At 61.8% G+C, this 20901-nt stretch carries 18 protein-coding genes and 5 tRNA genes; 19 read left to right on the top strand and 4 right to left on the bottom strand.

Annotation, left to right across the window (positions count from 1 at the left end):
- Positions 1-355: 355 nt before the first annotated feature.
- The 10 genes from AC6HU3_RS03315 to fusA all read left to right on the top strand — a co-directional run bounded on the left by AC6HU3_RS03315 (position 356) and on the right by fusA (position 6780).
- Positions 356-427 (top strand) — tRNA-Thr (locus AC6HU3_RS03315).
- A gap of 28 nt (positions 428-455) precedes the next feature.
- Positions 456-538, top strand: a tRNA-Tyr gene (locus AC6HU3_RS03310).
- 11 nt (positions 539-549) lie between these two features.
- Positions 550-624 (top strand) — tRNA-Gly (locus AC6HU3_RS03305).
- A gap of 45 nt (positions 625-669) precedes the next feature.
- Positions 670-742, top strand: a tRNA-Thr gene (locus AC6HU3_RS03300).
- Between the two features lie 113 nt (positions 743-855).
- Complete coding sequence (locus AC6HU3_RS03295) at positions 856-1410, top strand: hypothetical protein (protein ID WP_497474632.1); 555 nt, start codon at positions 856-858, stop codon at positions 1408-1410.
- A complete protein-coding gene (locus tag AC6HU3_RS03290; protein WP_497474630.1) occupies positions 1407-2453 on the top strand; it encodes an L-threonylcarbamoyladenylate synthase in 1047 nt (348 codons plus the stop codon). Before AC6HU3_RS03295 ends, AC6HU3_RS03290 begins: the two co-directional genes overlap by 4 nt.
- Positions 2450-3163 carry a Rossmann-fold NAD(P)-binding domain-containing protein gene (locus AC6HU3_RS03285; protein ID WP_497474629.1) on the top strand — a complete coding sequence of 238 codons (714 nt, stop codon included), beginning with the start codon at positions 2450-2452 and terminating at the stop codon, positions 3161-3163. The genes AC6HU3_RS03290 and AC6HU3_RS03285 overlap by 4 nt, the downstream gene beginning before the upstream one ends.
- A complete protein-coding gene (locus AC6HU3_RS03280; protein WP_497474627.1) occupies positions 3141-3800 on the top strand; it encodes a ubiquinone/menaquinone biosynthesis methyltransferase in 660 nt (219 codons plus the stop codon). The genes AC6HU3_RS03285 and AC6HU3_RS03280 overlap by 23 nt, the downstream gene beginning before the upstream one ends.
- Positions 3784-4425: an endonuclease V gene (locus AC6HU3_RS03275; protein WP_497474625.1), complete on the top strand. Its 642-nt coding sequence runs from the start codon at positions 3784-3786 to the stop codon at positions 4423-4425. Before AC6HU3_RS03280 ends, AC6HU3_RS03275 begins: the two co-directional genes overlap by 17 nt.
- Positions 4426-4680: 255 nt before the next feature.
- A complete protein-coding gene (gene fusA, locus AC6HU3_RS03270) occupies positions 4681-6780 on the top strand; it encodes an elongation factor G (protein WP_497536280.1) in 2100 nt (699 codons plus the stop codon).
- 55 nt (positions 6781-6835) lie between these two features.
- Here fusA and AC6HU3_RS03265 read toward each other — a convergent pair whose 3' ends face one another.
- The gene (locus AC6HU3_RS03265) at positions 6836-8437 is read right to left on the bottom strand and encodes a hypothetical protein (protein ID WP_497474624.1); all 1602 of its coding nucleotides are present in this window, start codon (positions 8435-8437) and stop codon (positions 6836-6838) included.
- A gap of 33 nt (positions 8438-8470) precedes the next feature.
- Complete coding sequence (locus AC6HU3_RS03260; RefSeq protein ID WP_497474622.1) at positions 8471-12367, bottom strand: C25 family cysteine peptidase; 3897 nt, start codon at positions 12365-12367, stop codon at positions 8471-8473.
- A 518-nt stretch (positions 12368-12885) separates the two neighbouring features.
- On the opposite strand from AC6HU3_RS03260, the gene AC6HU3_RS03255 reads away from it, so the two are divergent.
- From AC6HU3_RS03255 to AC6HU3_RS03245, 3 genes are read left to right on the top strand one after another with little or no spacing between them, the layout of a single operon-like run.
- Positions 12886-13647: a TIGR02757 family protein gene (locus AC6HU3_RS03255; RefSeq protein WP_497474620.1), complete on the top strand. Its 762-nt coding sequence runs from the start codon at positions 12886-12888 to the stop codon at positions 13645-13647.
- On the top strand, positions 13625-14410 hold the full coding sequence (locus AC6HU3_RS03250; RefSeq protein WP_497474618.1) for a tRNA (adenine-N1)-methyltransferase: 786 nt from the start codon (positions 13625-13627) through the stop codon (positions 14408-14410). Before AC6HU3_RS03255 ends, AC6HU3_RS03250 begins: the two co-directional genes overlap by 23 nt.
- Positions 14407-14769 (top strand): TSUP family transporter, encoded by a 363-nt coding sequence (locus tag AC6HU3_RS03245; RefSeq protein ID WP_497474617.1) that lies wholly within the window; start codon positions 14407-14409, stop codon positions 14767-14769. The genes AC6HU3_RS03250 and AC6HU3_RS03245 overlap by 4 nt, the downstream gene beginning before the upstream one ends.
- On the opposite strand, the gene AC6HU3_RS03240 is transcribed toward AC6HU3_RS03245, so the two are convergent.
- Positions 14653-15144: a PspC domain-containing protein gene (locus AC6HU3_RS03240; RefSeq protein WP_497474616.1), complete on the bottom strand. Its 492-nt coding sequence runs from the start codon at positions 15142-15144 to the stop codon at positions 14653-14655. The genes AC6HU3_RS03245 and AC6HU3_RS03240 overlap by 117 nt on opposite strands.
- 41 nt (positions 15145-15185) lie before the next feature.
- Positions 15186-16544 carry a tRNA uridine-5-carboxymethylaminomethyl(34) synthesis GTPase MnmE gene (gene mnmE, locus AC6HU3_RS03235; RefSeq protein ID WP_497474615.1) on the bottom strand — a complete coding sequence of 453 codons (1359 nt, stop codon included), beginning with the start codon at positions 16542-16544 and terminating at the stop codon, positions 15186-15188.
- Between the two features lie 105 nt (positions 16545-16649).
- Here mnmE and AC6HU3_RS03230 point away from each other — a divergent pair, with 105 nt between their 5' ends.
- From AC6HU3_RS03230 to AC6HU3_RS03205, 6 genes are all read left to right on the top strand, one after another.
- On the top strand, positions 16650-17249 hold the full coding sequence (locus tag AC6HU3_RS03230) for a hypothetical protein (RefSeq protein ID WP_497474613.1): 600 nt from the start codon (positions 16650-16652) through the stop codon (positions 17247-17249).
- Between the two features lie 130 nt (positions 17250-17379).
- The gene (locus tag AC6HU3_RS03225; protein ID WP_497474611.1) at positions 17380-17985 is read left to right on the top strand and encodes a hypothetical protein; all 606 of its coding nucleotides are present in this window, start codon (positions 17380-17382) and stop codon (positions 17983-17985) included.
- 9 nt (positions 17986-17994) lie between these two features.
- Positions 17995-18066 (top strand) — tRNA-Met (locus tag AC6HU3_RS03220).
- 22 nt (positions 18067-18088) lie between these two features.
- A complete protein-coding gene (locus AC6HU3_RS03215; protein ID WP_497474610.1) occupies positions 18089-19363 on the top strand; it encodes a DUF4388 domain-containing protein in 1275 nt (424 codons plus the stop codon).
- Positions 19360-20226, top strand: a complete 867-nt coding sequence (locus AC6HU3_RS03210) for a hypothetical protein (protein ID WP_497474608.1) — start codon at positions 19360-19362, stop codon at positions 20224-20226. The genes AC6HU3_RS03215 and AC6HU3_RS03210 overlap by 4 nt, the downstream gene beginning before the upstream one ends.
- Complete coding sequence (locus AC6HU3_RS03205) at positions 20216-20857, top strand: diacylglycerol/polyprenol kinase family protein (RefSeq protein ID WP_497474607.1); 642 nt, start codon at positions 20216-20218, stop codon at positions 20855-20857. Before AC6HU3_RS03210 ends, AC6HU3_RS03205 begins: the two co-directional genes overlap by 11 nt.
- The last annotated feature ends 44 nt before the right edge of the window (positions 20858-20901 follow it).

Raw genomic sequence — 20901 nt, 5'->3', positions numbered from 1 at the left:
ACATCTCCTCCTTCTCGTTGGTTTGGCTCAATTATACACGCTCTCCCGTGAACCCGCAATTTTTTGAGGAATCTGAGGTCCATCCATGAGTTCGGACATTACGGTTCCGACCTGGATAAGGAAATCGAAGATGCCCATGCCCCTCCCCCCAGCCTCTCCCACCAGGGGAGGGGAGAAGACACCCTCACCAGTTTCCGGAGGAAACTGGTTGGGGACCCCGCCAGTTCAGGGAATACTCTTCATGTTCGGGGCACATGTGGTAGGGGTGTCCGAACTCATGTCCGGAGGTCTGTACATCCGTCGTTGACAGTTTCAGGGCGTCCCTGTACAATACCCTCCGCCCAACAGGGCACAGGCTGGCGTAGCTCAGGGGTAGAGCAGCGGATTTGTAATCCGCCGGTCGGGGGTTCGAATCCCTCCGCCAGCTTGAACACAAGGATCTTTGGCAACGACGTGGGAGGGTACCCAAGCGGCCAAAGGGGCCGGGCTGTAAACCCGGTGGCGTTCGCCTTCGGGGGTTCGAATCCTCCCCCTCCCACGTTTTTTTCTGCGGGCGTAGCTCAATGGTAGAGCACCAGCCTTCCAAGCTGGGGGTTGCGGGTTCGAGTCCCGTCGCCCGCTCCATCTTCCGGGACACGAATGGATTTCAGACACGGTTTGCTTCGGAGGGCCCGCGTAGCTCAGGAGGCAGAGCGCGTCCTTGGTAAGGACGAGGTCGGCGGTTCGAGTCCGCCCGCGGGCTCCCTTCTCCGTGCCCTCCTTCTCCTCCCCTTTCTTCTTCAAACCGCCTGCTTTTTCGGCACCTTTCAGACCGCCCGCGCCGTGGCTCCCGGCCATTCGGAGTGGGGGTTCTTCGTGAACTACCCCCTCTACGCTACCCGCCAGGACCGCAACAAAGCCGAGTCCGAAGGAACGGTGTATGGTCTGCCCAATTTCGGCGGGCATCTCCTGTATGGCATCGGCCCCGGTCTGGACGGGGGCTTGCGGGGAAGTTTCGGAGAGGGGCTGGGGCCCACCCTCCGCTTTCAGTGGCTGGGACATGTCCTTCCTTCGGCCCTCAACGGCATGATCGTGGGTTTTCTGGGCTATCACCCCACGGCCGCCGCCCTCACCTGGCGGGGTGATCTCCTGTTCAGTTTTGATCCTTCCCGGTATTCTTCCATTTATGGGGGATTCGCCATGGTCCGGATGCCGGACTATGCCCACTCCCCCGCCACGGGGCTTTCCAAATTCAACGAGGCCTTTGGCGTGGAGGCCCTGCACACCTACCGTGCCCTGTATCTGGGTGTCCGGATGATGTCCCGTCAGGCCACCGGTTCCTGGCCTCCGGCGGGTCTGGCCCTGGAGGTGGCGTTTCCCCTGGAAGGCTCCCCCATCCCCGTGATCTTCGGCTTTCAGTTCACTTTATGAAACGCCTGTCTTCCCTTGAGGAAGCCGTTCGGATCCTCCGGGAAGGGCACGTTCTCGCCGTTCCCACCGACACCGTCATGGGGCTGGTGGGACGTCCCACCCCTGACGTGGTGGATGCCATCTACAGGATCAAAGGACGACCCCGGGAGAAACCCCTGATTCTCTTCACCACCGCAGCCCACCTGCCGGATCTTCTTTCCAGGACCTGCCCCTGCGCCCTCCGTCTCGCACAGGCTTTCTGGCCGGGCCCTCTCACCCTGGTGGTTCCGGCGGAAGCATACCCGGATGGCCTTACCCATCGGGGAACTCTGGGTGTTCGTCACCCCGCGCCTCCCTTTCCTCAGGAGCTCCTGGAGGCTTTCCCGGAGGGGCTTGCCTCCACAAGCGCCAACCGGAGCGGAGAGCCCCCTGCCCGAAAACCCGAAGATCTTCCTTCAGACCTTCTCCAGCAGCTCGGAGGTGTTCTCCCCGGCGAGTCTCCGGGGGGCATGCCCTCCACCGTGCTGGACTGTACCACCTCCCCTCCTCGTCTTCTCCGTCCAGGGCCGGTGGGCGTTTTTGCTCTGGAAGACGTGCTGGGGGAAGAGATCCGGTGGGGGGTGAATCGTCCCCTGCGCGTTCTTTTCCTGTGCACCGGCAACACCTGCCGGAGTCCTCTGGCCCACGGAATGCTTGCCGCCTGGGTGCGGGAACGGGGGCTGCCCGTGGAGGTGGACTCGGCCGGGACCTTTGCCCTGGAGGGCGCATCCATTGCTCCGGAGGTGGTCACGGTCCTGAAGGAGCGCGAGATTGCGTTTTCCCACATGTCTCACCAGCTCACTCCGGAATGGATCGCCTGGGCAGACCTCATCCTGGCCATGACGGGCGAGCACGTCCGGGCGGTGGAGGAACTCGGAGGAAAGGGCAAAGTTCGCCGTTTTGCTTCCTATGACATGCCCGATCCCATCGGTCAGCCCATCACGCAATACCGGTGGGTGGCGGGACTCATCGAAAAGGAACTCCGGGAGCGCTGGCTCCCCTATCTGGAGAGGAAATTCCGGTGAACCCCCTTCTGCTTTCGCCACGCCCTGTTCCGCTTTCCCATCCCCTGGGCGTTCTGGACGAAGGGAAAGGGAGACTGGAGATTCGGGAGGGGGAAACGATCACCCTCCACGAGGTTCGGGATCTCCGCCACCTTCAGGAGGTGTTCCGGGCTCTCCCCTATGATCGGGTGGTCCTCCTCCCTCCCTATGGCATCCGGATGCTGCCCCATCTCGTCCATCTGGATCAGGAAACGGTGGATATTCGTTCCGTGAGCATGCTGCTCCGGACGCGGGAGGGCTTTGTGGGGGTGCATCCCCTGTGGCGGGCGCTTTTCTCGATGGTTCCGATGAAGAATCGGGTGGTGGGGGTGGTGGGAAGCGGGCACACCGGACGGAGTGCGGTGTATGCGGCCCGACGGGCCGGTGCCCGGAAGGTTCGCCTGATCACCCGGCGGGCCCCCATTGATACGCAGAAACTATTTGACGTGTTCAGCCTGACCTTCCATCCCGTTCGTCCGCTCCAGGAGTTTCTGGGATCTGTGGACGTTCTGTTCTGGTGCTCGGTGGTCGAACCCGAGCCGGACTTCCTCGCCATGATTCCGGATTCCGCAACGGTGGTGGATGTTCGTCTGCCGGTGTCCTCCACCCCCTGGCCTGGACAGGTGATCCGGGGTGAGGAGGTGCTCGCCCGCCATCTGGAGGCATCCCGTGAGTACCCGGTGGATGTTTGAAGGCATTTCCCACGTCTATGATCGGTTCAACCATCTCCTCTCCTTCCGTCTGGACGCCTGGTGGCGCTATCACATGGTGCGGGAGCTCACCGGCGTGGGTCTGGACGTGGCGGCGGGAACCGGGGAGTCCACCGAACGGCTCATGATCCGTCCGGGGGTCCGTCTGGCGGTGGGGCTGGATGTGGCCCGCGCTCCCCTTCTTCTGGGCCGTCGCCTTCGTCCGGGTGCCTTTGTCCAGGGGGATGCCCTTCACCTTCCCGTGAGGGACCGCGCTGTGGACTTCATCACCGTGGCCTTCGGTATCCGGAATTTTCCCGATCGAAGGCAGGCCTTCCGTGAATTTTTCCGGGTGCTCCGACCCGGCGGACGCCTCCACATCCTGGAGTTCAACACCCCCCGCCTGCCGGTGTGGGGTCCGCTGTATCTCTTTTATCTGCGCCGCATCGCCCCCGTGCTTGTCCGTCTCGTGGCGGGAGAGGAGGTGGTGGACGCCTACCGGTATCTGGGCGATTCCATCGCCGCGTTCCCGCCCCCGCGGGTGATCCGGAGCGAGCTTCAGGAGGCAGGATTTCGGGAGGTTCGCTCCACGGCCCTCACCCTGGAAACGGTGGTGCTTTATCGTGCGGTTCGTCCGTGACGTTCGCCGTCTCCAGGCCCTCCAGCGCCGCCTTGCTTCCCGGGTGCGTCTGACACCCCTCATCCGTCCGGTGCGGACGGTCGCCGGGGTGGACGTGTCCTATCACCGCCCCTCCCGCCAGATGGTGGGCGGCATTGTGGTGATGCGTTTTCCCGGACTTGAGGTGCTGGAGACGGTCACGGAGGTGATGCCGGTGTGTTTTCCCTATATCCCCGGGCTCCTTTCCTTCCGGGAGCTTCCCGTCCTCCGGCGTGCGGTGAAAAGGCTTTCGACGCCGGTGGATCTCTTTCTGGTGGATGGGCAGGGGATCTGGCACCCCCGGGATTTCGGTGTGGCCGCCCACTTTGGCCTTCTTGTGGACCAGCCCACGGTGGGGGTGGCCAAATCGCCCCTGGTGCGGCCGCAGGGGATGCCCGGACGGGAACGGGGGTCGGTGTGGATGGAGGAGAAGGGGGCGGTCGTCCGGACCCGGACGGGGGTGAAGCCGGTGTATGTGTCCGTCGGTCACCGGGTAACGCTCGAGGAGGCGGTGGAATGGGTCCTACGCCTGGCTCCCCGTTTTCGCCTTCCCGAACCCATCCGCCGGGCCGATCGCCTTACCCGGGAAGTCGCCCGGTCCCTGTGATCGCCCCTTTTGGTTCATTGTCGAATATTGTACGATCGGGGGATGACCGGACGGGTCCACACAGGGCAACCACGGGACACCTGAGACGGGTCCGGGAATCAGAGCATGACCATTTGACAGGCCTTTCCTCATCGTGTATACTTCACGCACAACACAAGAATATGGGGGTAGGTTTCCAGCGCTTGAACCCTTCCTGAAAGGGTTGGTGTGTACCCCAAACCAAACGTTGAAACCCAGAAGGTTTCAGGAGGTGAAATTGTGAGCCGGTGGCCGCTTGAAAAGGTCAGGAACATCGGAATCATTGCCCACATCGATGCGGGCAAAACGACCACCACCGAGCGTATCCTGTTCTACACAGGACGGACCCACAAAATCGGCGAGGTCCACGAAGGGGAAGCCACGATGGACTGGATGCCCGAAGAGCGTCAACGGGGCATCACCATCACGGCTGCCACGACCGCCTGTTTCTGGCGGGGGCATATGATCAACATCGTGGACACGCCGGGACACGTGGACTTCACCATCGAGGTGGAGCGGAGTCTCCGGGTGCTGGACGGTGCCATCACCATTCTGGAGGCTTCCTCCGGTGTGGAACCCCAGTCCGAAACGGTGTGGCGTCAGGCAGACAAATACCGGGTCCCCCGGATTATCTTTATCAACAAAATGGACAAACTGGGGGCCAGTTTTGAACACTCCCTCCAGTCCATTCGGGATCGGCTGGGTGTGGTGCCCCTGGTGATTCAACTCCCCGTCGGTGAGGAAGAAACCTTCAAAGGCGTGATTGACCTCATCCAGATGAAAGCCATCATCTGGGAGAAGGATCACCTGGGCGCCGAGTTTGAGGTGATGGAGATTCCGGAAGAATATCGGGAAACGGCCCTCAAAGCCCGGGAAGAGATGATCGAGACCCTGGCAGAGTTCGATGAGGAAATGATGGAAAAATACATTGAGGGCGAGGACTTCACCGAAGAGGAGATCCGTCAGGCCATCCGCCGGGTGACCCTGAACCTGGACGCCTTCCCGGTGCTGGTGGGATCGGCTTTCAAGAACAAGGGCGTTCAGCCGCTTCTGGATGCGGTGGTGGACTTTCTCCCCTCTCCCCTGGATATCCCCCCGGTGAAGGGATGGCATCACGAGACCGGGGAAGAGGTCACCCTTCCCACCACCGAGGACGGACCCCTGGCCGCCCTGGCTTTCAAGATTTTCACCGATCCCTATGTGGGGAAACTCACCTTTGTGCGGGTGTATTCCGGGAAGATTGAGCCGGGCATGACCCTGTATAACCCCGTTCGGGGCACGACGGAGCGGGTGTCCCGGATCCTTCGGATGCACGCCGACAAGCGGGAAGAGCTGGAGGAACTCGCCGCCGGGGACATCGGGGTGATCGCGGGCTACAAGAACGTGCGGACAGGTGACACCCTGTGCGAGCGGGACTATCCGGTGGTGCTGGAGTCCATTGAAACGCCTGAGCCGGTGGTGTCCGCCGCGGTCTTCCCCAAGACCCAGAAGGATCAGGACCGGCTGTTTGATTCCCTGCAGAAGCTCGCCGAGGAGGACCCGTCCTTCCGGGTGACCTATGATGAGGAGACCGGGGAGACGGTGATCTCCGGCATGGGCGAGCTCCATCTGGAGATCATCCAGTCCCGGCTGGCCCGGGAGTTCAAAACCCACATTGATCTCGGTGAACCCAAGGTGGCCTATCGGGAGACCATCTCCGTTCCCGTTTCCGCCGAGGGCAAGTTCATCCGTCAGACGGGTGGACGTGGCCAGTATGGTCATGTGATTATGGAATTTGAGCCCTTGGAGCGGGGAAGCGGGGTGGTCTTTGAGGAGCGCCTGCGGGGGATGAACATCCCGCGGGAGTTCGTGCCCTCCATTGAGAAGGGCTTCCGCATGGCCCTGGAACAGGGGGTGCTGGCCAAATATCCGGTCACGGACATCAAGGCGGTGCTGGTGGACGGGTCGGCTCACGAGGTGGACAGCTCGGACTACGCCTTCCAGGTGGCCGCGTCCATCGCCACGAAGGAGGCCCTTCAGAAGGGGCAGCCCATCCTGCTGGAGCCCATCATGCGCCTGGAGGTGACCACGCCGGAAGAGTATATGGGGGATGTGATCGGCGACATCAACCGCCGGCGGGGCATCATCCAGGGGATTGAGGACCGCCGGGGTGCCAAGCTCATCACCGCCCTGGTGCCTCTTTCGGAGCTCCTGCGCTATGCCTCCCATCTGCGCTCCATCACCCAGGGTCGGGCCTCCTTCTATATGGAGTTCGACCACTACGGTGAGGTGCCCCGGGAGATTGCGGAGAAGGTGATCGAGAGCCGGAAAAAGATGGCGGCCACGAAAAGCCGCTGAACCCGGTGAGAAGGTAAGTTGCGGCGGCGCCGGTGGCGCCGCCGCGCTTTTTTTTTCACGGCAGGATCAGGATTTTCCGGATTTCCCCACCCATCTCAAGGGCATAGGGGCCTGGCTTCAACCGGAGCCGGCCCTCCCGCCGGTCTCCCACCCGGGCCACCACCCGTCCGGTCACGTCCATCACCGTGAGCACCGCGCCCTCGGGAAGGTGGTAACGCAGTCCTCCGGGGATCAGCCGGATCCGGGGCTCCGATGGGAGAGGAGCGGGACCTTCGGCCACATCCACGCGAACCACCGTCCAGGCCCCTGGGTCGGGAGAGGTCTGTGCATTCCCCACCTGGTCCACCGCCCGGGCATACCAGGAAAGGATCCGGGCAGAAGGCGGAAAAACGACCGGCACGCCGCAGGTGTCCTGCGCGATGCAGGTGTGCACCTGCCAGAGCGAATCACCTTCGGTCTGATAAAAGATCTCCACCGTGTCCACACCGGAAAAGGAGTCCACGGCCGCCACCTGAAGGAGGACCGTGTCACCCATCACCGTGTCCGGTGTAAGGGGAACGATAACGGGCCGGGCGGTGTCCCGGTAGGCCACGATCCGAACCATCCAGTCACCGGCTTCCGAGATATTCCGGACAAAAACATAGGTCCATGGCCGGAGACGGAGGGGGGGAAACGTCTGGATGGTGTAAATCCACGGCTCATCCAGAGAAACGGTATCCACCCGTCCGGAAGGGCGAACCACGCCCATCCAGGGATCGGCATCGGGGAACCCTCCCGGGCTTTTCCACCCCGGAAATACCCAGGTTTCCCGCTCCTTTCGGCAGGCTTCACCCCATTCCAGCATGGGAACCAGAGGGATATCAGGCTGGGCACCGATCCGATAGGTGGCGATCCGGTTCCCGGAAAGGGTGTAGAGGGCAAGCATCCCATCGCGTTTTTCCATCCCCGCGGCACAGATCAACCCCGGGTTGTGGGTGGGCGAAACGGCATAGAACTGGTCCACTTCCGGGGTGGAAAGGGTGTCGGCCCAGAGAAGGGTGCCGTCCCGATCCAGCCTGCCAATCCACGCATCGGCTTTGAAGGGCAGCGTGTCGGCGGGCGCATAAAACCAGCCTGCAACCATCACAGAACGGTCGGAAAGCACCGCCACCCGGGTCACGTACACACCGGGAGGGAGGGGCAGGGTGTCCACGGGTGCATGGCCCGCCCACCAGACCAGGAAGGAGGGACCACTGTCCGGACGGGCGAGGAGGAGGAGAGAATCTTCGTTTGTCCACCAGACTCTAAAGACGGAGAAAGGGAACACCAGGGTGTCCGGGGGAGAGAGATTGCCCGACCCATCCACCGTGTAGGCCAGGAGGGTGTCCCACACAGACCAGCTGGGGGTACCCCACACCGCAAATCCCCGGGATGTGGGAAGCACCCAGTGAAACACACCCACCTCCGGCACATCCCGAACGAAGCGAACCCCCCGTTCATCGTCCAGTCCGACAAGCCAGCCGAAGGAGGAATCCGTGATCTTCCGGTAGCCTGCAAGCAACGCCACGCCTTCCCTCTGGGCGACGGAATTCACGTTGTAAGTCTGGTAACGTTCACCAAACGTGGCCCACCACGCCGGTGGGACGGCCAGCCACAGGATCACGGGTACGGCAAACATCGTGTCCCTCCTGCCTGATTTTTGTTCCAAATACTATCGGATCACCACAAGCTTTCTCCGAACTCGAACCTGACCCTCCGGGTGAACCTGAACAAAATACACCCCGGGAACGGTGAGCCGGAGCGGCCGGGTGCCGAGGGGTTCCAGTTCCACGGTCTGAACTTTCCGTCCCAGGGCGTTGTAGATGCGGAGGCTGAGGGGCACTTCCACGGGGTTCACGAGGAGCACCTGGCCGGCCCGCATCAGTCCGGGAAGGCGGAGGACAGGGAGCACGCGGGTGCCGCGGGTGGCCACGCCGGACGTGGCTTCAGGCCACACCAGCGCGGGATTGGCGGTGGAGAGATTTCGGGTGCGGTACACATCATGGCTTCCGGTGAACCACGTGCTGGATGGATCGGTGGGCAGGAGTTTCAGTCCCACCACCCGTCCGTCGCCAAGAGCGGCCACCAGAAGATTCCCCAGGACGAAGGGGGTGTGCTGAATTTCCCCCATCTCCAGCGGAAACCCGTCCACGTTCACGCCCATGGTCCGGTTGCCCGCGGTGGGCAGGATCACACCGTCCCCGGCGATCACACCTTCGGCACGGATGAGGGTGGCGGTTCCGGTGAAATCGGTGACCTCCCGGCCTCCGGTGAGCAGGTTCACCCGGACCGCGGTGGAGGTGTTCCACAGCCAGAGATCCGGACCTCCCAGAATTCCCACCACCGTGTCGGGAAGTCCCGCACCATACCAGGTGTGAAGAACTTCAAACATTCCGTTTCCATTTCGACCTCCAACGTAAAGCGTGTCGCTTAAGGTGTCACCCACCCGCCAGACGATTTCTTCACCTGCCCTCAGGGTGTCCACATCTCCTGCCGCCACAAAATCCACCCCACCGGTGAAAAGGGTGTCCGTGATCTCGCCATCCCAGCGAACCAGGCCCACGCCAGAAAGAGGGAGGACGAGCACGGGGCCGTCGGTGTCGTTCCACACGGCCGGGGAAGCCAAAAGCCCGGCGGGCAGGGTGTCCACGACCGTCCAGCTGCCGTCATACCGGAAAACCCGTCTGTCTCCGGCAAAGGCGAACACCGTCACCCCGCTGTCAGTGGGGAGGCCCACCACCCGCACATGACCGGGAAGTCCCGACGGTCCATAGGTGATTCCTCCGGGCCAGGCTTTCAGCACGAACAGGTCCGCGTTGAGGGGCCAGGCCACCATCAAAGTTTCACCCCGCTCCCAGACGACGGGATCCCGAACGGGAACCCCCGAAACGGCAAGGGGAAAGCCGGACTGTTCCTTGCCTTCAGGAATGATGGCATGGAGGTGACCTCCGTCGTCCCAGATCAGGACGGTGGTGTCCGAAAGCACCACCGGAGCCCACAGGGGTTGAACGTTTCCGAGATCCACTTCCCAGAGCTTGACGGGTCCCGGAACGGTCAGGCCGGCAAACGCCGGGGCAGACAGAATGCGGGCCGAGTCCAGGGTGTAGAGCCACAGGGATTCAGGCCCGTTGAGGCCCACCTGGGCCGGAAGGGTTCCGTCAAAGAGGAAGCCCACCCCGCTCGATCCCGCAATCCGGAGCCCCCGCACACCCTCGGGGGTGCTCCCCAGAACCCGCACCCCTCCGGGAATAGCCACGAATCCCCCCGGTCCGGGTGGAGGGGGAGGACTCTGCCAGACCAGGGTGTCCTCCAGCACCCGCGTCCAGGTGCGAAGGAGGGAAATGTATCGGTCAACCCGAACCTGAAGGGTTTCGCCCGAGTGGGGCTCATAGGGGAGGAGAAAGCGGTATGCTGTGCCTTCCAGAAGCGTTCCCGTGCGGGTGAGACTTCCGTTCGCCCCGGTGAGCTGGAGGCGGTAGGTGCCGGAAGATCCCAGGTCATACACCCATTCCAGGGTATCCCGGTGCTGGGCGGTCCAGAGGCGGCGTTCGGGAGCGGCTTCCGGTTCACCCACCCAGATTTTCCAGGATTTCTGGTCCACCACAAAGGTGTAGAAGGCGGGAAGGGGGCCGTCCTCATGGCGCCAGGTGATCACCGTGTCGGTGGTGAGATCCGTCAGGGTGACCGAAGAGGGGCTCCAGGTGCCTTCGGCGGGATACACGGTGAAGGTCCCCTCGCCGTCGGGGTCCACCACCCGGGTGTGGACATAAATGCCGCCGGCAGCGGTGTATTCCACCCAGTGGTCGGCAAGGTAGGGACGGTTATCCTGGGGGAGCACCACAAAGTTGATAACGAGGGGGCTGGACTTCCCCACGCCGGCGACCCAGAGGGTGTCGGGTTCACCGATCCGATCAAAGGTGAAAATCAGGGTCCCCTCTCCCACCACAAAGGTTCGGCGATATTCCCCGGTGGCCGGTCGCCAGACCACCACCGTCCCGCTGTCGCCTCCGGGGAAGGAGAACCGGACGTCCACCTCCACCTGACTCCCCTGAACCACATAGGCCGGGTCGATTTTGGGCGGTGAGACCGGGCCTATCCAGAGGGGAAGGAGGGGGTCCCCGTGAAGAACGAATCCCAGAAGATGATAACGGGCGAACAGGGTTCCTCCATAGGGGGCCGCGTTGTTCAGCGCCCACCGGGCGGCATCCCCCACGGTGGTTTTCTGGGCCAGACGGTCAAAGAGCCAGCGGTAGAAATACTGGGACATCTGTGGGAAATTCAACCTTCCGGTCGTCCAGGCCCCCACAGGTCCCCCGCGCCGGTTAACGTAGTCGGGGATCAACCCGCTCTGGTCATAGGCGCCGGCGTCACAGACGAAGGGAAACCACAGAAACCGTGCGGAGGTGGTGTCGAAGAATGCACCGTCCGTTCGCCAGAATTCGATCTGTGGTGTGGTGTTGATCTGGAATTTGTTGAAAAATCCATCAAAGAGGGACACCACCGCCCGGTGAGGCGCCGTCAGAGAGTCCCGGAAAAGGTCCAGGGTAATGTTCACGATGGAATCGGAATCCTCATACAGCGTGGTGGTGTCCATGAGGGCTGCGAGGTTCTGAAGGGCATAGTTGACATAGAGCTGGCCCGTATAGGCATGTTCAGGAAACTCGGCCACGTTTTTCAGGATGCTGTTCACGTTCGGAGGATTCGTCCACCAGTCCCACATTTTCTCCCGATACCGGGCAAACGCCGCCGAATCACTGACCACCAGCCGACCCACCGGAATCTGCACCGAAAGGTCCACCGAGTCTTCCTTTTCACCCAGAAAGCCGTCGCCGTCCCGGTCCAGCACGTCACTCATAAGGGCGCTGTAAAAATAGTCGGTGGGGAACTGGTCATGGGCGGGATTGCCTCTATAGGGAACCCAGGTGGGAAATCCGGGCAGTTCGCTCGCCGGTCCCACCAGGAAGGCGCTGAAACGGCCCCACCGGTTCAGGATCTCCCGGAAGAGGTTCCGGATGCGCTCTGGACGCGTGGAACCGGGGCGACCGTCAATCCAGTCCGTCGTGTAGATGACCGTGTAATGCCCGGTGAAGAGACGGGCGCTCACGTAATCTTTCGCAGCACCCAGCAGAAAAGGCGGGGTGACCAGGACGAGATCGGGAGGACCCTGCAGGTTCTCGGGCGGAACGTTCACCGGAAGCTGGGCCATCTGGAGAAACGTCTCCAGGGGGACTTTGGGGAAGGGTGGGGGGGCCGGCTCGGTAGTATAGGTGATCTGAATGGCCGTGTAACGATAGGAACCCGACCACGGATACACGGTGACCACCAGACGATCGTCAGTCTGGAGCCATTCCAGGACGGAGGGCGGTTTCCAGACCACCGTGTCTTCCGTGCTGATGAACACCGAATCCGGTGGGGTGTCAGGCACCGAATCGAGAGGAGACCAGGAAAGGGTGACAACGCGTTCCCCGTCCACCGGGAAGGAAAAGGACTCCAGGAGCTTTCCCTCCGGATAAAGGATCTGGGTGTAAACCGCACCCACCAGCACCCACACCGCCATACCACCCATCATGACGGAACCTCCTGTTCGACCTGTTTTACTCTTTCGGTTCCGTTGAACGTGGTGCCGAAATCAACCGGAGCGTCTGCTCCTGGTTTGTTCTTTAGATGGACACATTCAACATATAAATTCTGATACAGGGTTTGGGACGATGCAACCCCTTCAGGAGACCGATGAACGAGGAGTTATGGAAGGAAAACCGCCAGGACATAGGTTGGAGGAACAGACCGGACAACGTTTTTCCCGCTATGTGAACCCGGAAAGAAGAGGATCATCGCGGGGTATGTCCTCCGTGAGCTCCGGACATAAGTTCGGACACCCCCACCCCAACCCTCCCCCGTCAAGGGGGAGGGAGTAACCATCTATCCACGGCTTAAGGTATCTTCTCCCCTCTCCTGGTGGGAGGGGCTGGGGGAGGGGGAGCATGGACATTTTCGACTTCCTCATCCAGATCGGGAATGTAATGTCCGAACTCATGGGTGAACCTCAGTGTCCTCCGGTTCGACGGTCCACGGGATAAACCCTATACTATGGCGTCACAGACCCTGCTCGGAGCCATGGGATACTTCACCGTCGAAGACCTTCAGCATCTGGACGATCCCGTGCGTTTTGCCTGGCGCCACGAACGCCCGGAGGATCGGGAGGTGGCTGCCTTCATCGCCGCTTCTTTTGCCTTCGGGAACGTGAAGGCCATGCTGGATGCGCTGGAAAGGGTGTTTCACCTCCTTGCCCCCTCACCGTACTTGCGTCTCCGGCAGGGGACGGTCCGGGTTCCCCGGTCTTTCCGGTACCGGTACGTGGATGCCCGGGATCTGGACAGGATGTTCACAGGTCTTTCCGGAGTTCTGAACCGTCACGGAAGCCTTGGGACCCTTGCCCGCAGAGCCTGGGAAGGGTTTTCCGACCATCCTCCCGACCACCGGCGCCTCCGGGAGGTGATGAAGGTGATCCATCGGGAACTCGCCCTTCCGGGGGATCATCCACTGGTGGCGGATCCGGAGAAAAACAGCGCCCTGAAACGGTGGTGCCTCTTCTTCCGGTGGATGGTTCGTCCAGAGCCTCCGGACCTCGGCCTCTGGACCTTCATTCCGCCCCGTGCCTTGTGCATTCCTCTGGACACCCACATCTTCCGTCTGAGCCGGCGGATGGGATGGACGCGCCGGAAAACGCCGGACTGGAAGACGGTGGAGGAGATCATGGAGCACCTGCGCGCCCAGGACCCGGACGATCCGGTGGGGCACGACTTTGCCTGGTATCAGGAGGAACGTCGTGGACGCTTTCAAGCCGGGTGAACATCTCCTTCTGTGGGGAGTGGGGACCCGAAGGGAATATGAGTTTTTCCGCGTGTATGAGCCCGAAAAAACCCTTTATCTCCACGTGGGGCATCTCACGTTGCCGGAGAACCTCCTGCCCGGAACCCCCCTCAAAACCCACAAAGGGGTGACGCTGTGGGCCCTGCGTCCCACGGTGGCGGACCGGATGATGCACGTGAAGCGGGCCACCACCATCCTGTATCCCAAGGATATGGGATGGGCGTTTTTCCACAGCCACATCGGACCGGGGAAGCGGGTTCTGGAGGTGGGTTCCGGTTCCGGGGCCACCACCCTCGCCCTGGCGTACTGGTGTGGCGAAGAAGGGGAGGTCTTCACCTTTGAACGCCGGGAAGATTTCTTCAAACTGGCCCGCCGGAATGTGGAGGCGGCGGGCCTTTCGTCCCGGGTCCGGTTCCATCACCAGGATCTCGTGGAAGCCCCCCCGGTGCTCCCGAATGCGGTGGATGCGGTGCTGGTGGACGTGCCCCAGCCGTGGGATCTGGTCCCCGTCCTCCGGGAGGTCCTGGTCCCGGGGGGCACGTGGGTCTCGCTGTCGCCCACCGTGGAGCAGGCGGAACGCACCGTACGCACCCTGAAAGATCACGCTTTCATCCGCATCCGGACGGTGGAAATTCTGGAGCGGGACTGGCTGATGCGGGAAGGAAAGTCCCGACCCGTTCAGCAGATGGTGGCCTTCACCGGCTTTCTCACCCGTGCCTTCAGAGGAGTGGAGCAACCATGAGTCTGGAAACCTTGCTTTTCCTTGCCATCGGCCTCACGGCCGGGGTTCTGTCGGGTCTCTTCGGGATCGGCGGGGGCCTCATCATCATCCCCGCTCTGGTGTTTCTCATGCATATGGACCAGCACACTGCCCAGGGCACGTCCCTCGGCGCCCTTCTCCTTCCGGTGGGACTTCTTGGATTTCTCACCTATTACCGTCACGGCCACGTCCACCTGAGGGGGGCGTTCCTGATTGCGCTGGGGTTATTCCTGGGGGCCTGGGTGGGAGGCGTGATCGCCAACGCCCTGCCCGTCCGAACCCTCTCCCGCCTCTTTGCCCTGTTTCTCCTCTTTGTGGCCGTGCGGATGCTGGTTCGATGAGCCGGAGAAGAGGAGATACAGTCCGGCCACGATCAGGAGAACGGGCCACACCAGGTCAAAGTCCACCCGGATGAGGCCCAGGTTCTGAAGAAGGAACACAGCCCCCAGCCCCACCAGGATAAGGCCCATCAGCCGTTTGCCCGAAGGGGATCCCACGGTGACTTCTCCCGTTTCCGCCGGTTCTTCCGGCATGATCCACCAGAGGATGGGATAGAGGATGAGGCCCAGACCGTTGGCAAAAATGAGGATAACAAACACAAGGCGCACCCATACGGGGTCAATGCCAAAATACTCACCCAGCCCGCCACACACACCCGCGATCATCCGGTTGCGGCGGCTGCGACGGAGTTCGCGCTGCGCGCTTTGAGACGGCATCGGTCATAGTATACAGATGCCCCCTCACGCTTTCCACCCGTTCACTTCCCGATACAGAAATGCGAGAAAATCTCATCCAGCACGGCCTCGGTGAGGTCCTCAATCCCCAGGAGTTCCTCCAGCTCCCCCACCGCCTCCCGAACCACCAGGGCCACCACCTCCAGCGGCTCACCTCGCAGGAGACGCCCCCGCGCCTCTTCCAGACGGGCTCGGGCCGCCTCCATCCGGAAGAAATCCCGTTCGGACAGCATCCGCTTCGGTGGGCGATCCCCCAGAAGATCCCGGAGCACCCGGGCAAGATCATCCAGCCCCTGCCTTTTCTGCGCTGAGGTCTTCACCACCGGCAACCCCGCCGGTGAGACATCTGGTGGTGCGTATCGGTCCGTTTTGTTCCAGATCCACACCACGGGGCCCCCATAGCCCCAGGCGTGAAACACCTCCCACGCTTCCTGGAACGGCGTGTCAGGAGATGCCACAAACAGCACGAGATCGGCTTCGTCAAGGTGCTCCTGGACCCGCCGGATCCCCTCGGCTTCCACCGGGTCCGGTGTGGCGCGAAGCCCCGCGGTGTCAAGAAACGTGAGGGGAATCCCTTCAAAGATGATCCGTTCCCGCAGCACATCCCGCGTGGTCCCCGGAAGCTCCGTCACGATGGCCCGCTCTTCTCCGAGCATGGCGTTGAACAGCGTGGACTTTCCGGCATTGGGGGGACCCACCAGGATCACCTGATGGCTTTCCACCCAGCGCCGCCCCCGTTCCCCTTCCTCCAGGGCTTCCTGAATCGCGCCCAGCGCGTCCTCAAGCCGCTCGAGCATCACCGTCCCATCGATGGGCGGGACGTCTTCGGGAAAATCAATCTGCGCCTCCATTTCCATCAGGAGTCTCAGCAGCGTTTCCCGGATGGCCTGATATTCCCGGGAATCCTCTCCCGAAAGGCGGCGGAGGGCCAGCCGGGCCCCCTCTTCACTCCCCGAGACCACAAGTTCGTGCACCGCCTGCGCCTGGAGAAGATCCATTTTTCCGTGGAGAACTGCCCGGAAGGTGAATTCCCCCGGCCGGGCTTCCCGGAATCCGATCCGCAGGGCCGCCTGCAGGATCCGGCGGGGAATGATCCAGCCTCCGTGGGAAAACACCTCCACCATATCTTCCCCCGTGTAGCTGTGGGGCGCCACAAACCGCACCGCCATCACCTGATCCAGCACCTCTCCCTCCCGGACAAGGCTCCGGAGATACAGCGTTCGGGGTTCCCAGCTGGGGAGAGGGGGATCACCTGGAAACAGGGGGGAGAGGCGCTCAAACACCCCCTCGCCCGAGAACCGGAGGACGGCAAGGGCCCCCACCCCCGGCGGCGTGGCCAGGGCCACGATGGGATCACCCGGTGGCGCGTTTTCAGAGCGCATGGGTATATTGTACGGATTTCGACGCGTATATGTGCCGAATTTGACAGACCGGTGTCCCGGACGTATCCTACGGGAAGAACCCATTTCAAACCAAGGAGGGGGACCATGCGTGCACTCCTGATGTTGCTGGCGGTGGGTGTTCTGGGGGCGGGGGGCAACGAGCCCTACTGGCAGCCCTACCAGTTCAAGGGCACCGAGCACTTCGAATACAAGGTGATGCAGAAGGAAGATGGGGAAACGACGGAGGGGAGTTATGTCATCGACCTTTCCCGGGATGGAGAAAAATACGCCATCAAACTCAACGGGAAGTTCGGGGACATGGAGGGACAGTCCACCATCCGGGTGAAGTCGGCCGAAGAAATCCAGGGTCAGCTGTTTGCCCAGATGCTGTTCAACCCCTGGCTTGCTCCCCTCACCATCACCCTGTTTGCCCAGACCTTCACCTTCATGCCTTTTGCCGCCATGGGCGCCGAGCCGGGTTCCCGATCGGTTCAGAAGAACAAGGAGGGTGAAACGGTGGAATTTGTGGTGGAGACCTGTTCCTTTCAGGGCAAGGAAGGGCGTAAGTATGTGGCCAGGGAGGCAGGCGAGGTGGTGTATGAATCCTGCGTGGTGAAGGACGTCGCCCTCCCGGTGGGACTCCGGATGGTGGACAGGGATGAAGGCACCCACTATACGCTTGAACTTGTGAAGTACACGCCCTGATTTTTGGATGGAAGGATGGGTGTTGCCGGCGCGCCTCTGGCGCGCCGGTTTTTGTTCGGGGGCGAGTCTTGAAGGATCGGCCCCGGTTTTGTACAATGCAACCGAACGGCTAGGAAACAGGAGGTGGCGTATGCGTTGGACCCTGCTTCTTGCCGTGATGATGGTTCCGGGCCTGGCCCGGGCCGAGAAAACCTGGAAACCCTATGCCTTCAAGGGGAACGAACGGTTTGAATACAGCCTGCTCGAGGTGGAAAACGGAAAGAAAACCGAAGGGCACTATGTGATTGACCTGGGGAAGGAGGGCAAGAAATTTGTGGTGAAACTGGAAGGGAAATTCGGAGAGTACGAAGGGTCCTCCACCGTCAAGGTGGGTTCGGGAGACGATCTTCAGAAAACCCTGCTGACGCAGATGTTTTTCAACCCCTGGATGGCCCCCCTTTCCGTAACCCTGTTCGCCCAGGGGATGATGACCGCCCTGATGACGGCCTTCACAGCGGGGGGCGAGGAAGGGTCCAAACACGTGATGAAGGGAGAAGACCAGACGGTGGAATACCTTGTGGAATCCTGTTCCTTTCAGGGCAGGGAAGGGCGGAAATACGTTATGAAGGAAAACGGTGAGGTGAAATACGAAAGCTGCGTGGTGGATGACATCGCCCTGCCCGTGTATCTCAAAACCATCAATGACGAGGGAGAAGTGTACGAACTCAAACTCGAAACATACGAAGAAAAGTCATGATGTGTTTCAGGGCCCGTAGCTCAATGGCAGAGCGGCGGACTCATAATCCGCGGGTTGGGGGTTCGAGTCCCTCCGGGCCCATGGAAACCGGGGAGGTTGCACGATGCTGATGCAGGGCAGACTGGAGGAGATCTCCCTCCTCAATGTGCTTCAGAGCCTTTCCGTGCTTGGCATTTCGGCCGATCTTCATGTGAAAACCCCCCGGGGAGAGGGGGCGGTGTTCATCCGGGGCGGGGCCATCGTGAATGCACAGTTCCTCGGAAAAGAAGGCGAGCATGCCCTGGCCCTCCTCCTCGCCCAGCGGCAAGGGCAGTTTGAAGTGGAGGCGGCTTCGGAAACGGTGCGCCGGACGATCCAGAAGCCGGCCCATGAGCTCCTGCTGGACCTCTCCCGAAAGATGGAGGAGGGACAGCTTCCCCAGACGCCAACCTCACCTTTTGAAGGCGTGGGGGAAACCGTTCAGTTCGCCTTTCAGAATGCCAGTTCCCTGGAGTTCCCGCCCGAGCGTCTTGCCCTCACCGCGGTGAAAGATCAGTGGTCCGGCATTCTCCAGGCCGAAGGAAGTGAAGGGAAGGGATCCCTTGTGCTCTATAAAGGCAACATCCTGTTCGCCCGGTGGAAAACCCCTCTGGAGCAGGTTCTCACCGAGGGTCGGGCCATTGCCTACTTCAACCAGGTGTGCCAGGAGGTGGAGCACCTTCTTTCTTTTGCTCAGATGCCCCCGCGCATGGTCTGGGCGGTGCTTCCTCTCTATGAAGAAACCCGGGAAGGGGACACCTTCCAGGTGAAACGGATCCAGCCGGGGACGTTTCTGGATTTTCTCGTCCAGCGGAACTTTTCGGGGGCTCTGAAGGTGATTCTCCCCGATCGGGAAGCGGCCGTGCTGTTCTTTGAAGGGCAATACCTGGGCGCCTATGATCTGGAGACCTGGGCTGCCCATGAATCGCCCTTTGAAGTGCTCACGGACCAGGCGTTTGCTCAGCTTTACGCCCTGGAAAAGGGCAAACGGAAGACCCTCCCCTGGAAGAGCCGGGAGAAGGTCTTCCCGGTGTATGAGATCCAGCAATACATGGAAGATCTCAACACCTTCATCAAACAGATTACCATGCCCTACATCAAAAAGTATTCCTACCGGAGCCTGGCCCACACGGTGGAACGGGCCATCGAGGAAAGCGGCTTTCCCGGAACCTTCAAGAGCGAAGACAAGCGCCTGGTGGTCCATCACCTGCGCTCCCTCCCCCACGACGCCATTCTCACCGTTTTCCGGAATCTCTTTGATAGCCTCGTCCGGCGTGCCCGGGAAGAGATCGGCAAGAAAGAGGTGGACAAGGCGCTCAAAGAGCTTAAGAAGAGGAAGTCTCCCCTGGTGCGTGAATGATCCCCTTTCTCCTCGCCGCACTCACCGGTACCTCGGCCCTGCAGGCGGTGTTTTTGGTCCCCCTTGCTCCAGATGAACTGGTGGGAGGACCTGCGGCGTGGCTTCAGGCGGACTTGCGGGGGTTTTTCCCCGGCCGCCCGGTGGGCGCAGGTCAGGGGAACAGTTTTGGGGGAGCTTTCACGTCCTTCTGGGCAGGAGCCGGATTCCACGGGGACGGGGGAGATGGATTCGTTCGGTTCGCCCTGCACCGGATTCCGGATCTTCCCGAAACCCGCCTGCCGGATCCTTCCTCTCCTCCTTCTCCGGACAACCAGCCCTATGTGGACGGCGTGTTTGCTGTGCACGATGTGATCACAGAGGTGGCGTGGTTCCGGGGCATGTGGGGGCTTGCCGTTCGGGGGCTGGCCCTCCTTTCCCCTCATGTCCGGGCGTATGGGGTGGGACTGGATGGATGGGCCCGGATTGCCCGTGAGTCCTGGCGTTTTGTTGCGGGGGTGGAGAACGGGGTGCCTCTGGTGGTCCGCTTCCCGGATGCGGTGGAATACGCCCGGCCCACCCTGGCCGCCGGTGTGCTCCGGTCCTTCTCCCCACGGCTTGCCGCTTCTGTTTTTGCCCGTCTCTTCCTGGACGGGCAGACCGAGGGATCCACGTTCCAGGCGGGTCCCTATGGCGTGGATCTCGCATTTCTGATGACATGGAGGGCCTTTTCTTCCCTCCCCCTGGAGGTGCTGGTGGGGGCCGATCGGTGGAATCCCGGTGTGGGGATCCGTTTCTCCCGGGGACGTCTCCGGATTTCGGGGGCCTATCGCTTTCACCTGGAACTGGGGTCCTCCTTTCGCTGGAGTGTGAGTTATGCCCGGTGAGCAGAAGGGCAAAACCGTGATGGGGCGGGTCCTCTCTGCACCGGACGTCCAGGGCATGTGGATGTTATCGCTGAGGGAAGGGGGAATGCTCTCCCGGAAAGCCATCCACCTGGGCTCCGGCCTGATGCTCCTTGCCCTGCCCCTGTGGGGCTATGGGGGTTTTCAGCGTCTTGTGTGGTTTGCTTTCGCGGTGGCCATCGGGGTGGAGGGCCTTCGCCGAACCCCCGTGGGGCGAAGGATGTTCAACCGGATCCTGGGGGTCATGCTGAAGGAACGGGAGCGGGAAGGTGCCCTCACGGACGCCTTCTGGCACCTCCTCGCCTCCGCCCTGCTTGTGACCCTCTTTCCCCCCGACGCGGCCGTCGCGGGGTTTCTCCTCCTGGTGTTTGCCGATACGGCCGCCTGGTGGGCCGGCAGACACGGACGGATCCGGCTCCACCGCAAATCGCTGGAGGGGAGCCTGGCCTTCGCCGCCACAGGTCTTTTGCTCCTCTCCCTCCTCCCCGGCGCCTCGTCTGTGCGGGTGGGGGCAACCGTCCTGGTGGCCACCCTGGTGGAACACGGGGTGGATCGGGACAACCTGTGGGTTCCCCTCGCCGGGGCGCTGGTCTGGATCCTGGGAGGCGGGTGATGGACACGAATCTCAGAAAGAAAGGAAAAACGAAAGGCCGACAC

It is taken from the genome of Caldifarcimen microaerophilum (assembly GCF_055387105.1).
Note: the sequence above shows the minus strand (reverse complement) of the source record. Positions and strands in the feature narration are given on the sequence as shown.

Bases quoted from the DNA above. Each gene is read 5' to 3' on its own strand.
- AC6HU3_RS03290 (WP_497474630.1), top strand. From the start codon at position 1,407: ATGAAACGCCTGTCTTCCCTTGAGGAAGCCGTTCGGATCCTCCGGGAA.
- AC6HU3_RS03215 (WP_497474610.1), top strand. From the start codon at position 18,089: ATGCTGATGCAGGGCAGACTGGAGGAGATCTCCCTCCTCAATGTGCTT.
- AC6HU3_RS03245 (WP_497474617.1), top strand. From the start codon at position 14,407: ATGAGTCTGGAAACCTTGCTTTTCCTTGCCATCGGCCTCACGGCCGGG.
- AC6HU3_RS03205 (WP_497474607.1), top strand. From the start codon at position 20,216: ATGCCCGGTGAGCAGAAGGGCAAAACCGTGATGGGGCGGGTCCTCTCT.
- AC6HU3_RS03230 (WP_497474613.1), top strand. From the start codon at position 16,650: ATGCGTGCACTCCTGATGTTGCTGGCGGTGGGTGTTCTGGGGGCGGGG.
- AC6HU3_RS03240 (WP_497474616.1), bottom strand. From the start codon at position 15,144: ATGCCGTCTCAAAGCGCGCAGCGCGAACTCCGTCGCAGCCGCCGCAAC.
- mnmE (WP_497474615.1), bottom strand. From the start codon at position 16,544: ATGCGCTCTGAAAACGCGCCACCGGGTGATCCCATCGTGGCCCTGGCC.
- AC6HU3_RS03255 (WP_497474620.1), top strand. From the start codon at position 12,886: ATGGCGTCACAGACCCTGCTCGGAGCCATGGGATACTTCACCGTCGAA.
- AC6HU3_RS03265 (WP_497474624.1), bottom strand. From the start codon at position 8,437: ATGTTTGCCGTACCCGTGATCCTGTGGCTGGCCGTCCCACCGGCGTGG.
- AC6HU3_RS03225 (WP_497474611.1), top strand. From the start codon at position 17,380: ATGCGTTGGACCCTGCTTCTTGCCGTGATGATGGTTCCGGGCCTGGCC.
- AC6HU3_RS03260 (WP_497474622.1), bottom strand. From the start codon at position 12,367: ATGATGGGTGGTATGGCGGTGTGGGTGCTGGTGGGTGCGGTTTACACC.
- AC6HU3_RS03210 (WP_497474608.1), top strand. From the start codon at position 19,360: ATGATCCCCTTTCTCCTCGCCGCACTCACCGGTACCTCGGCCCTGCAG.